This is a genomic window from Brasilonema sp. UFV-L1 (assembly GCF_012912105.1).
Taxonomy (GTDB): domain Bacteria; phylum Cyanobacteriota; class Cyanobacteriia; order Cyanobacteriales; family Nostocaceae; genus Brasilonema.
In genome coordinates this window covers 13423-26449 of the sequence record NZ_QMEA01000034.1, presented here as the reverse complement: position 1 = coordinate 26449, position 13027 = coordinate 13423, and the positions used below count along the sequence as shown (strand labels likewise).

Here is a 13027-nt window from a genome sequence, read left to right as displayed (position 1 = left end):
TGTGTCTCTAGTTCTACTATTATTGAGTATCAGTTTCTTCCACAGGTGGATTTTCAGCAACGGGTGTTGCAGCAACCTCGACAGTTTCTTGAGTTTCATCAGCACTAAGAGCTGGTTCTGAAGAAGTTTCAGTCGGTTCAGCAACAGTTAGAGCTGGTTCTGAAGTGACTTGCGCTTGTGAAGTCATGGCGATTGCCTGTTCTTGTGAAGCAAGCACCGAACCATCAAGGCTAATAGAGTTAATTAATAATCTAGTGGTTTCCTGGCGATGACCCCGCTTTTTTCGGGTTTTCTTTTTCGGTTTCATCTTATATACCAGGACTTTGCGACCTCTAAAATGGCGCATCACGGTGCCTTCTACCCTTGCTCCTGCGATCAGCGGCTGCCCGATCGTGACTTCACCGTTGTGCTGCACTAACAGTACATTTTCTATAGTCACTTTTTCGTCCGCTGGGGTAGAAAGCAGTTCAATATCGTAAAAGTAACCAGGTTCGACTCTTAGTTGCTTGCCGCCAGTTTCAATAATTGCGTAGGTCATAAAATTGTCCTTGAGGTTGCCGTACAGGTAGCTGGACTGTATGCTTGTAAAAAGTTTTCCAGCTTTTGTATTGCTTTTACCTGATCCGAGCAGGAATTAGCACACAATCTCTGATTTTACCTCAAGGATTTAGTTTTTGTCAAAATAAGAAACGAAGAATAAACCTTTGATGAAAAAGCGTTCTTAAACAAAATTTCCCAGTTATTTATCTAAAGCGATGAGTTTGACGCTCCCGCTCCCACAGCTACCACATGTTCGCTGTTGCCTAATGTAGTCTTAAAGCATGGAATTTTGGCATCAGCGTCCCCAATCGCCGTGTATTAGTTTTTCATCAAGTTTGGGGCTACGCCAAACAGCCCCCGAACTCTGAATAAGATAAAGCCATAGCAGCCGTGTCTCTGTTTAGCACCAGAAAACACATACTCCTCACCCACTGCATGATATTTCTAGCAGCATTGATGTGGTTCCCACTTTGTGCGATGTCCAATTCTGGTTATTCATTTCTCTTGGTAGTCGTTTAAAAGACTTTGCCTTTTTTGTAGTATCAGAAGTGATGTGTTGAATGACTTGGTTAGACAGAGCAGATATCAAACGAGTTTTAACCTTGAAAGTTATTAACTTTCGTCTCTGGCGAATAGAACACTCAACAACTTATTAGCCAAATCTTAGCTAAATCTGTTGCCAAAACCGTCATTTCTTCAAATAACTCGGCTTTTGTTTGATTTAGTCGCTCAAACTTTGCCTTGTTTGTTTGCGTTACTCTTTTCAAGTCAGATCACCTCCTGATGCTCTTATCCTACCTAGGTGGATAAGATAATAGATAAAGTCAACGCAAAGCTTTTATTAAGATATGACGGACGCTTGAAGCTAAATATCTGGTAGTTTCTGGTAAAAATAAAGAAATTTAACCTATTGATTCGTCCAAAAGTTTTCTAAAGGCTGCTAACCAGACTTCTGCAAGAAGGTCCAAAAGATGGGATAGATAAGGAGCAAGCTTTCCATCCAGATTTCACCAATACACCTAATAACCCGCAAGTACCACCACGCTGACCCTCTGGAGTATAATACCGACAGTATCGACAAGTTGAAACGCAGGACTTCATGGTTGTCATAACTAGGATGCTTATTAAATCAAAATCTGGTTGACGTAAAAATGGTTTAATCCCTCACAAGTATGGCAACCTTTTCTTGAGAAATGCATAGAAATTGGATAACTTTTTGTAAAAATTTGCATTACTAAATATTACTTTACGTACAAGGTGAAATCAAAATTTGTACTTAAGTACAATCCACAAACTTTGAATAAAGTTACTAGACAGGAGACAATACTTGTATTAATTCAAAATTCGCTGCCTACGACACGCTACGCTAACATTTGCTCATTCAAAGTACGGCACTTCGTGCCATGCTGCGCTCTCAAAAAAGATTCTTATTCTTAATGTTAGGACTTAGGCACCATCTGACACCAAATCCGTTTTCTTCCTTCGTATTTGTTTGCGAAACAGACGATTTGTGTATCAATCGAGTTTGTTTGCGTAAATCTTGAATTTTAATAAACTTTTCAGTGATTGGTCATTGTTCTATGTTCACGCACCAGGAATGTTATGTGGTTTGAGAAAAGCCTCTGAAGTTCTGCGAACAGAGGGCTTCAGAAGCTAAGACAAACAAGTCCCTAATATTTTCTCAATTTACTGACAACAACTGCAAAATTTGTCGAAGCGGAATTTCCACGCAGTCTGGGCGATTGTTAAGTTCATGACTTAATGCGGAAATCGCTTTCTCCAGAATAAAGGCATCTAAAAGCACTTTTAGTTCTGCAGTTGTTTTGGGCAAGAAATTATCTTGACTAGCCGTTTCTAGATAACTATTCAAGAATACAGCACTGACCCAAGTAGACCAGAATTGACTCCAAGTCTCTATTAGGGAGAATTCGTCTGGGCGAACCATTCCAGTTTCGATTTCACTGCGAAGCGCTTGATTTGCAGTGTAGTAGAAAGATAACAGCATTCCTGCAACGTCTCGAAGGGGAGAACGCTTCATGCGCCGTTCACTCAAACTCCGACCTTCTCTACCTTCAAAGTCAAAGATAATAAAATCCTTGCCTGTGTACAGCACTCGCCCCAAATGATAGTCTCCGTGATAACGAGTACGCATGGCAGTGATTTTGCCGTTCAGGACTAACTGGTAACGTCCGAGAATTTCCTGGTGACGGTTAAGAACAGCCTTGGCGAGTTCCTGAGTATTCGAGGGTAGCTTATTAAGCTTATCTCCTAGTACCAGTAAAACTTGCCCAGTAAGATTGCGAGCGTATTGGTAAATAGAACGTTGGTAAAATGATGAAAACGGTTCAGGAGCAAAATCAGGATTTACTGGATCGCAAGCTAAGGCAGTATGGAGTTCTGCTGTACTCTGACCTAAGAGTTGGGCGCTGACTAAGTAAGAACCGATGGTTTGGTTAGCCAATTCAGGTATTTCAGTTCCCACCAAATCTAAGAACGAACCAGACGGAACGGGTATCTCAGTAACGTCTGCTTGCTGTGTCCTCACAAGTTCAAAAAAGTCCTGCAAGCTATCAAGAGTATAATCCCAGCCAGTGCGGGTATCTTGGATATATTCTTGCAGTATTCCTATGGTTACGGGTAGGGTAGGTTGAACTCCTGTGTTCGTTAAGCCACGATACTCCAGCGCCCCAGCAACAGGGGCATAGTGTTTTAAGAGTTTTTTCTCACTCAGGAAGCGCCGGAGTTCTAAATCCGGATGCATTCCCTCCTCAACTTTGCGGAGTATTTTCAAAAACAGGCGATCGCCATAAATGACAGAAGTATTTTTGTGTTCTCCTGTAAGAAGAGTTGGTTCAAGATACGAATCATCTCCACTTAATTGTGGAAGTAAATCAGTAGCACTAGCAATCAATTCCCCTGCTTTACCTTTATACGAGCGATTATGGGCAATTGCATCCACCAGTAGATTCACAAAGTTCTTGTCTACAGTCGCATCGAATAAAATTCCTACTTCTTCTCTGCCTTGAATCTCGAGGCGAGCGACCACAGCTTGAGGGTTTTGTGCTAAAATCTGGCTTGCTTGCTCACCTTCTGCGTAAGCTAAAAGCAAAAGGTAAGTTTCAGCATCTGCTCGGATGTATTCAACTCGTACCCAAACTATGTTAGCCTCTGTATCCTGCGAGGACATTAAGACTGTTTCTGTAATTTGTGTAGATTGAATACTCAGAGTTTTGCCACCGAACCAGCTACAGGTATACAGGTAATCCCGCAAAATAGATTCCAGCGTTGCTTTCATTTCCCGCTGGTAAAAGACATTATGCCATTGACCACTAACAACCAGTGTTGTAAGCTCTGACTCAGGTATGGGCGGCTGGGTTAAGCTGAGTTTAGGCGACAAAGCAAACCAGTAAAATCCATAAGGGCTAAGGCTGAGAAAGTAAGACGAATCCCCAACAGATGGAAACTCTGTTTGACCAAAAATTTCCACTGGAACTTGTCCCTTAAATGCTGATAAGTCTAATTCGACTGTCTGCACAAAGCGGGACAAATTTGCCACTACTAAAATTGTTTCCTCTTGATAGGTGCGGGTGAAGGCAAGAACTTTACGGTTCTTGGGGTGAAGTAATTCAAAATTACCACTACCAAGTGCTTGGAAACGCTTTCTAGTAGCAATCAAGCGTTTCATCGAATACCACAGGGAATTGGGATTAGCCCGTTGTGCTTCAACGTTGAGTGCTTCGTAGTGGTATTCTGATTCTACGATGACGGGTAAATACAATTTTTGGGGGTTGGCACGACTAAAACCAGCGTTACGATCCGAACTCCACTGCATGGGTGTACGAACACCATTGCGATCGCCTACATAAACGTTGTCCCCCATGCCAATCTCATCCCCGTAATAAAGCACAGGTGTTCCTGGCAAAGACAACAGTATACTATTAAGCAGTTCTATCTGCCGACGGTCATTTCCCAAAAGTGGTGCTAACCTACGACGAATACCTAAATTGAGTCTCATCACTGGGTCTTGTGCATAAACCCGATACATATAGTCTCGGTCTTCATCTGTCACCATTTCCAATGTGAGTTCGTCGTGGTTGCGCAAAAACAATCCCCACTGACAATTATCAGGAATGACAGGAGTTTGGTTGAGAATATCAATGATGGGGAAATTATCTTCCATCCTCACAGCCATAAACAAGCGTGGCATGAGGGGAAAATGAAAGTTCATATGACACTCATCCCCATTACCATAATATTCTGCTGCATCTTCAGGCCATTGATTCGCCTCGGCTAGCAGCATTCGGTTTGGGTATTTTGCATCAACGTACGATCGCAGTTCCTTTAGATAAGCATGAGTTTCAGGTAAGTTTTCGCAGTTTGTTCCTTCTCGTTCATACAAATAAGGCACTGCATCTAGTCGAAATGCATCTACCCCCATTTCTAACCAAAAATCCAGGACATCAAATATTGCCTGCCGTACTGCGGGATTATCATAGTTTAAATCTGGCTGATGGGAGTAGAAGCGATGCCAGTAATATGCTTTCGCAATTGGATCCCAAGACCAGTTTGAGGTTTCAAAATCTTGGAAAATAATCCGCGCCTCTTGATATTTTTCTGGACTATCACTCCAGACATAGAAATCTCGTTCTTTGCTACCCTTAGGAGCGCGACGTGCCCGTTGAAACCAGGAATGCTGGTCAGATGTATGATTGACCATTAACTCAATAACGACGCGAAGACCCCGTTGATGAGCGGCATCCAAGAACTCTTTGAAATCTTCTAAAGTCCCGTAGATGGGGTTAACACTTGTATAATCTGCAATATCATAACCATCATCTTTCAGTGGTGAGGGAAAAAACGGTAGCACCCAGACGGTAGTCACACCTAAGTCTTGCAGATAATCCAGTTTTTCTGTGAGTCCTCGAAAGTCGCCAATACCATCACCGTTGCTGTCCGCAAAGGCACGAACAGGCACTTCGTAAATAATGGCATTCTTGAACCATAAAGGGTCATTTTTCAACATTGAGTTTGTCATTTTATTTTCAACTGTTCGGTGTATGCACCTATTAAAGTGAGTTAGCAGTGGTTAGGTGAGTTTATGGAATGAAGTTGTTAGGTGAAGCTACATAAGTGTCGTTGTTTGTCAAGACAAATTCAAAAATTAGCTTGAATTTTTAGAATCAAGCGAATGCAAATATATTGTCGGTTACCAAAATACCTAAAATATTCAAGGTTGCCCATCTAACGTAAGTAAGAGCAATTGAGTAGAACACAGGTTTGCTTTGGAGAAAACTACTGTCTTTATGAGAGGTTGGAGTTCTCTACATTTCCTTCAAAAGCATCTTGTGATGGAGATTCAACAACTTTTTGATGACGCGCTAGCCATTGGGTGTAGAAAAAGAGAATGGCGAGTATTGTATAACCAACAGCCCAAGACATTCCAGCTCCAAAACCTAAATTAACAACAGTATCTGCAACAGTCCAGCGGTAGCTATGCATCAAGCCAAACCAAGAAAGTAAAGCTGCTGCCATAGACCAATAAGCGGCTTTGCGGAAGTCTCGCTCAATAATATAAACTGTTATACCAGCTAAAATCATAGCTGAAAAAATAAACCCCTGCTCCAAAGCAAAAGCACCATCAATATATGTATCGCTCAGTTTAAACTGTTCAATTAAGGCAGGCGTTAAAGGTTTGTCTGGTGTTCCCAAACCTGCTGCCCGTAGTGCATTTTTAGCAATTAAAGCACCCCAAGCGGCGATACCTGGTAATAAACCGACAACAACAGCAGGGGTATGGTGAGGAGGAGTTGCTGTGAAGCTTTGAGCTACAATCACAATACCAATCCACAACACAATTGCCATTCCAGCTTCAACAGGGACAAAATAGGCAAGGATTGCAACAGTTCCTGTAAGGCACAGCAAGCCCATAACAATACCGTTGAGAATCGAGTAACCGACTCTTGCACCTAAAGCTTTCCAACCAGGATGTCCAATATAAATGGTTGTTGGGAAACAAGAACCACAAACGGCTGCAACTAACGTACCAATACCATTGGCTGCAAGACTTGGGGTTGCAGGATAAGTATCTCCAGCAGCTTCAGCACTTTCTAAGTTTTGCAAACTACCGACAAGGTTAAATAGTCCCATTGGCAAGATAATACTGAAATAATCCAGTAAGACTGCGCGACTATTCCATAAATCTCCCAACCATAATCTTGGTATGTAAACTCCTATCGGTTGTAATGCAGCGACAAACTTGGCGTTATCCCAAGTTACCAAACCTGTACCCCACGCCAAAGCAATTCCCAAAAGCACTGCTAATAACCCACCAGGAATGGCAAAGCGAACTTGTCCAAAATAGGTAATTAAAATAACGCCTAAAGGAACTAAGCCAACTATAGGATTCGCAAAAGTCCGAAACAGAAAGCCAATCGCAATGAAGGTGATCGCAATACCACCTAAAGTAGAAAGCATTGCTGCACGGGGAGCAAGGCGACGCAGTGGATTACCAACCCATGCACCGACTAATTCAATTAAACCTGAACCCAAGCAAGCAACCAAACCAGCTTGCCATGCGAGTTCAGCAGCTTGTTCTGATGATACACCTTGGGCGATCGCCGTCAACCGCACAGGTAACATGACCAAAAATATATAAGCAAAAAGGCTCACAGTATTAATACCATAAGGCAAAGCAGTGATATCATCCCGTTGTTCTCGTTGCCCTTGTTTGTAGGCTAACCATCCATAATAAAAGTTGCCGACAATTAAACTTAAAGCAATTCCTGGGAGAATACGCCCATATATCAGAGAGGGAGAAAAGCCAAGCACCCCTTGACATAAATTAACAATTAACAAAATTTGAATCAAGTTGTCGAGAAAAAGCCCAAACAAACCATCTATATCTCTGCGGACAAACCAGCGGGGAGTCTTAATTGTTGAGATTTCCATCATCTACTTTTGCCTCGACAATTTTTTTGTGTTCGCGTAGCGGCTGCTTTGCAGCATCGTCTTGTTGGTTTAAGGATATCAGTAAGGATATTGTTTGGAGTTGTAGATTTTCAAGTATGCCTTGGAAATAATAGACAGGCGGTATAGTTGAATCAGTGGAGTCAAAAACTTAGTGTCCATGAACATAAATACCTTGCAAGAAATTGAACGCGCTGTCACTCAACTTTCCTCAGAGGAACTTGCTGCTTTCCGTACGTGGTTCGCAAAGTTTGATGCAGCTGTCTGGGATCAACAGTTTGAGGCAGATGTGGAAGCAGGTCGGCTTGATGCGCTTGCAGAAAGAGCATTGCAACATCTGCAGGAAGGACGCTGTACTGACCTGTGAGACACCGAGCAACTCCAGATTTCTGGTATCACTATCGACAGTTACCACACGATGTTCAAGAACTTGCTGATCAGTGCTATGAGTTGCTTAAACAAGATCCTCGTTATCCATCCGTACACTTTAAGAAAGTAGGACGTTTCTGGTCAGCACGGGTAGGCTTACACTATCGAGCAGTAGCTGTAGAAGAAGACAATGATATAGTTTGGTTCTGGATTGGGTCACATGCAGAATATGACAAACTGTTAGGGTAGTAGCGCGGTCTAATAAATAGTTAGACAGTAAATTGAAAAATTGAATGTAGCAAAATGTTATGAGCTTGGTATTTGAAACTCAAAGGTTGATATTGAAGCCAATCTTAGAAAGTGAGCTTAACACACTACACAGTATTTTTATTAATCCGTACGTTAGAAAATATTTATGCGATGACAAGATTTGGTCTTTGCAACAAGTTGAAGAAATGTTGATAGAGAGCCAAAGACTCTTTGATGAAAAAAGGTTTGGTCTTTGGTTTCTTGAGACTAAAGATGAGAAAGAAATTATCGGGTTTGTTGGTTTGTGGTACTTCTTTGGTGAAGAGCAACCGCAATTAGCTTATGCTTTGTTGCCTGAAGCTACCAAAAAAGGCTATGCTACTGAAGCTGCAACCAGAATACTAAAGTATTGTTTCAACGAACTTGGCTATCAATATCTTTTAGCAAGCTGTGATCAACCAAACCTTGAGTCACGCAAAGTAGCAGAAAGAATCGGAATGAGAGAAGTAGAAGAAAGGATTGTGAATGGCAATCCTACATTATTTTTCAGGGTTGATAAGTTTTAGGTAAAGTGCAGATGCATTCAAAACCACCGTCATCCCCCTCTTCAAGATGAGCGACTAAAGCTAAAAACAAAAACCAAAGTAGGTTGGGTTGAGGCACGAAATCTAACATTATACCAAGTTGTCATCAAAGCTAGTACCTGTCATTGCAAGCAAAACGAAGTGAGTGAGCTGAAGCCGCAAGCCGTTGGCGATAGCTGTGGCGGAACGCCATAGGCGTGGCGGCAAGCAATATCACCTAATTACAAACTACTACAACAGAACGCAACTTGGTATGAGCAAGTGTTTGTTGGGTTTGGCGTTACCCTCAACCTAACCTACAAATCTAGAACAGTTTCTAGAAAATTTCGGCGAAATATCTGATATGGGTAGTCCTAAACAGGTAAGTGATGAATTGTAGTTTAGAATCGTGGTATTGTATCATAAATTACTTTAAAATTCGGAACTACACCGTTAAATTGCTTGAGTTATCAGTTAAGCTTAGATAAAGATTATAGATAAACAAAAATAAAAGATGGACAATAAGCCATTAGAACTTCAGGCAGAAAAACTAATTGAACATAAATTAATTAAGCATGGTTTCCTCGTTACCAAACCATCATTTGACAAACAAGGAACTGATTTACTGATCATCAAAGATATTTCCAAAAAAATGACTCCATTCATTAAGGTTCAATGCAAAGGTAGAACTATTAAAAAATCTTCTAATGTGAGAATAAATCAAAAGTATGTAGAACAAAATTTTGTTCTTTTTCTATATCTAGAAGAAGATAACAGAAAAGATGATTATCTTTATATCTTTTTTGATACTGATATTAAAAAGTGGCGAATTGAAGGAGAAAACTTTTCTCTAGCTATACCAATCAATTTTCAGACTAAAGAAGAGTTTAAAGAGCGACTCTTTAATAAGGAAGCTATCATTAAACTTGAAAATATCCTTTTAAGGCAAGCAGTCAATAAACCCATAAAAACAAGCAATTCCATCATCATAGATGGAATATTTCTTGAAAAGGTAGCTAAGGAGACACAAAGATTTTATAAGGAACTGTATCCGGAAAAAACATTCCAGAAGCTGAGCATTGATGCTATAGTCGAGCAACTCTTAACATACACTCATATTGAACGTAGGAATGAGGTGAACTGTTATTTGATTTACTCGGAGCATTTCAGCTTAGAGTATTTAGTAGATATAGGGGAAATTACCGAACATGGCTTTTTCATGGGAGATATGTCAGAGTCGGTCGGTCGTAATTACAATTTATATAAGCAAAAAACAGGAGATTTTGTATTGTTTAAGGTAGAAGAACTGCTTCATCGCATTATTAATGTTGATAATATACTTTTAGTAGCTGATGATTTTGGTTATGTTCCATACCTTCAAGATTTAAAGGAAAGAGGGGTAGAAATACTAATCTTTCAATGTTCAGAAAATTCTGGGTCAAGAATGTATCATCAGTTTAAGTGGGCTAATGTAATATATCCATTGGGCTTAGCGATGGGTTTAAAAGAGTACGAATTATAGAAAAGCGATTATGAAGCAGGCACTAGAATACTCTGACTACCCGCCAGTCCAAACGCTGTGTGAATGACTTGCAACGCCTTAACGCCTTCTTCTTGCGCCACAACACAGTATAAGAAGAAGTATGAGAAATATGAAAGGTGAGGTAGCATATTGAATAATGCGATCGCGGTCTAACAATTCATTAAAATATGTTTCTTCAATTCTAAGATTGCTATGACATCTCAAATTATTTATCCTCATATTGAAAAGCCAGAGGGTCAATCAGCTAGATTGCAAAGATTGCCCCGTATTCGAGTTGCTCAGCTAGCAATGGATTACTTGGCGCATGGTTGGTCAGTCGAGGAGATATGCCGACAGCACCCTTACCTACGCCCCTCCGAAGCTTACGCAGCAATGGGATATTATTTTGATTATCAGGAAGAGATTGATACCGAAATTCGCACTGAATGGGAACAAGTACAACGAGAAAAAGCTCAGTCTCCTGCTTCTGGATTTGTTGTGCGAATGAGGGCAAAAGGAATTTTGTAAGTGACAATTCGTTTATAAGGATAGCTGGCTGAAAACCCTTGAGGAACAGCTAATTGCACAAGCCTCTGAACCTGACGAGTGGTTAAATACCGTTCAATATTTACCTCTCTAAGGGGCCGTCTAACAATTAAAAACCTTCCAATACGAGTGGCGCGAATGTTATTGAGGTGATTTACTCCTTCTCGCACAATGCAGATCAGCAAGGTGAACTCATCAAAATTGGTTCTGAACTGTCAATCTCACAGGTAACATAACTAAAATTAAATTGAGGAAAGAGATTATGACTTCTGTAGTACAAGAACTTCTGAAGACCTTCGATCAGTTAACAGATTCAGAACGACTAGAGTTTGCATCTGAGATTTTGAAGCGAGTCATTCATTTAGACTTTCCGCCTTTATCTGATGAGGATTTAGTCTTGAATGCTGAAGGACTTTTTCTAGAGTTAGATAAACGAGAATCTGCTCATGAGTAGTCCTAACCGTGGAGAGGTTTGGCTCGTCGATCTCGGTTATGTAGCGAAAGTCAGACCATGTTTGGTAATTAGTATTCCTGCTCTGAATCAAGATCGTGCATTATCGACTCTAATCCCACATACAACAAGCCCACGCGGCTCAAGATTTGAGGTGCATCTCAAAGTTCAGTTCCTTCGAGAAGGAGTATTTGATGTGCAAAACATCATTACAATCCCTCATGCAAAACTTCTACGCAAGTTGGGAAGTCTGACACCAGAGCAAATGGTAGAAGTAGAGAAGATGCTACTTTTCTGGTTGGGATTTGAAGAGGGAAATGCTGAGGAAGATGAGGAGTTTCATGCTTAAACTGAGGCAAAGCGAATATCTTCAGCCGCCACTAATGCAATAGCGTAACGCAGGCAAGCACGGATATCCTCAACTTGTAACTCAGGATAGTAATCTTGGTTGACACTCCCCGCTCTAAAGAAACGGGGATTCTAAATTGATGCTACAGGGCAGGTTAAAACCGTGCCCTTTCACATTTTTAGCTGTCACCCAGATTCTAATCCGGGTGGGACGTGTCAAAGCGCCCCTACTCACTCGGTCGAGGTTGAACCCCCACGTTGTGTCTACTTTGCGTATTATGTTGGCGGCTCCGTTACAATCCGCGTTGATTGTTCCGTACCACAATGATTTGTACAGCCCACGCTTTGTACGTCTTCCGCTTGGTTTCCACCTATCGGGTTTTTCACCGTATGTCGGTAGGATATCGCGATTCAAGAACGATGCTTTGGATGTATACGATTCTTCCGTTTCAATGAAATTGATGCCGTGCTTTTTACATAGCTGTCTAATCCGTTCCTTTAACCTAAAAGTTGGAATCTGAACAAATGTTTGATTATTGCGCCGTCCCATATTGCTTTCTTGACGTTGCCCAACATTCCAGCCAAACACGATGTTTCCGATTCTGTTCTTCAAGCAGTAATTAATGACAATCCGCGCTGCTTTATTCACCGCGTCTCGCATCTGTCGATTACGCTTTTCGGTGATAGTTGCTAACTTTTTTGACCAAAAACCTTGCGCTTTGCCCTTCTTAAGTTCAGCGACTTGTTTGTTGTACCACTGATTAACTGACTTAACATGCCGACCATCAATGATGAAGCTATTTCCATCAAATGAGTTATCAACACACGTCAACCAATTTGTTACTCCTGGGTCGATTCCTAATACCCATTTCTCATTCATTTTTCGTTGGCGAACTGGCTGCTGCTCATATACCCACTCAGCGTAAAATTCACGGTTTCGGGGCAGAATTCGCAGTTCTTTGATTGACGAGAAATCGAGATTGGATGGAGCCGGGATAGTAAAAGAATCTATTCCAAACCACGCTTTTACCGTTTGTCCTAAAGGAATTCGTATTCCTTGTCCAACTAGCTTTAATGCTTGTTTTGGGTAAGTAACGACGGTTAAGCCATTCTTGCGGTAACTAGGAATGCGAGGTTTTTGATTTAACTCTCCAGCGCGATTTTTCTTCTCTAGCTCATAGAAAGATTTAAAACTTTCGGCTACTGAGAGCAAGACTTGCTGAGCACACTGTGAGTAAAGAGACTGGTAGTTTCGGTTATTTTTAAGTTCGTTTATCAAGTCAAACTTCTTAAGGTATCTGCGCTCTTTAAACCAGACCTGACGACCGTAATATATCCCGCAGTTTGTTAACCTCTGAGCTTGATTGCAAAGATATTCTAGAATAGGATGAACGAGCAATGAGCGGTTTAGTAATACTTGTTGACAAGCATAATCTTTCAGCAATGAAATTACCTCCTTGTACTCAATTATTG

10 protein-coding genes and 1 pseudogene are annotated in these 13027 nt (G+C 41.1%); 7 read left to right on the top strand and 4 right to left on the bottom strand.

Features of this window, described 5'->3' with window-relative positions:
• Positions 1–136: 136 nt before the first annotated feature.
• The 3 genes and pseudogenes from rplU to DP117_RS12355 form a co-directional block, all read right to left on the bottom strand.
• Positions 137–538: pseudogene (rplU, locus tag DP117_RS12365) on the bottom strand (50S ribosomal protein L21); the annotation flags it as partial.
• Between the two features lie 1683 nt (positions 539–2221).
• Positions 2222–5575 carry a maltose alpha-D-glucosyltransferase gene (gene treS / locus DP117_RS12360; protein WP_169218603.1) on the bottom strand — a complete coding sequence of 1118 codons (3354 nt, stop codon included), beginning with the start codon at positions 5573–5575 and terminating at the stop codon, positions 2222–2224.
• Between the two features lie 266 nt (positions 5576–5841).
• Positions 5842–7488: an NCS2 family permease gene (locus tag DP117_RS12355; RefSeq protein ID WP_169218624.1), complete on the bottom strand. Its 1647-nt coding sequence runs from the start codon at positions 7486–7488 to the stop codon at positions 5842–5844.
• A gap of 178 nt (positions 7489–7666) precedes the next feature.
• Here DP117_RS12355 and DP117_RS12350 point away from each other — a divergent pair, with 178 nt between their 5' ends.
• The 7 genes from DP117_RS12350 to DP117_RS12320 all read left to right on the top strand — a co-directional run bounded on the left by DP117_RS12350 (position 7667) and on the right by DP117_RS12320 (position 11555).
• Positions 7667–7873, top strand: a complete 207-nt coding sequence (locus DP117_RS12350) for a hypothetical protein (protein ID WP_211176066.1) — start codon at positions 7667–7669, stop codon at positions 7871–7873.
• A complete protein-coding gene (locus DP117_RS12345; RefSeq protein WP_169218602.1) occupies positions 7870–8124 on the top strand; it encodes a hypothetical protein in 255 nt (84 codons plus the stop codon). The genes DP117_RS12350 and DP117_RS12345 overlap by 4 nt, the downstream gene beginning before the upstream one ends.
• 59 nt (positions 8125–8183) lie before the next feature.
• The gene (locus tag DP117_RS12340) at positions 8184–8690 is read left to right on the top strand and encodes a GNAT family N-acetyltransferase (RefSeq protein ID WP_169218601.1); all 507 of its coding nucleotides are present in this window, start codon (positions 8184–8186) and stop codon (positions 8688–8690) included.
• Positions 8691–9201: 511 nt separating this feature from the next.
• Positions 9202–10209, top strand: a complete 1008-nt coding sequence (locus DP117_RS12335; protein ID WP_169218600.1) for a hypothetical protein — start codon at positions 9202–9204, stop codon at positions 10207–10209.
• Between the two features lie 213 nt (positions 10210–10422).
• Complete coding sequence (locus DP117_RS12330) at positions 10423–10737, top strand: DUF433 domain-containing protein (RefSeq protein WP_169218599.1); 315 nt, start codon at positions 10423–10425, stop codon at positions 10735–10737.
• Between the two features lie 280 nt (positions 10738–11017).
• On the top strand, positions 11018–11209 hold the full coding sequence (locus DP117_RS12325; RefSeq protein ID WP_169218598.1) for a hypothetical protein: 192 nt from the start codon (positions 11018–11020) through the stop codon (positions 11207–11209).
• Entirely contained in the window at positions 11202–11555 is a 354-nt protein-coding gene (locus DP117_RS12320) for a type II toxin-antitoxin system PemK/MazF family toxin (RefSeq protein ID WP_169218597.1), read from the top strand. The genes DP117_RS12325 and DP117_RS12320 overlap by 8 nt, the downstream gene beginning before the upstream one ends.
• A 114-nt stretch (positions 11556–11669) precedes the next feature.
• Here DP117_RS12320 and DP117_RS12310 read toward each other — a convergent pair whose 3' ends face one another.
• Positions 11670–12998, bottom strand: coding sequence for an RNA-guided endonuclease TnpB family protein (locus tag DP117_RS12310; protein WP_169218596.1), 1329 nt, complete (start codon positions 12996–12998; stop codon positions 11670–11672).
• Between the last annotated feature and the right edge of the window lie 29 nt (positions 12999–13027).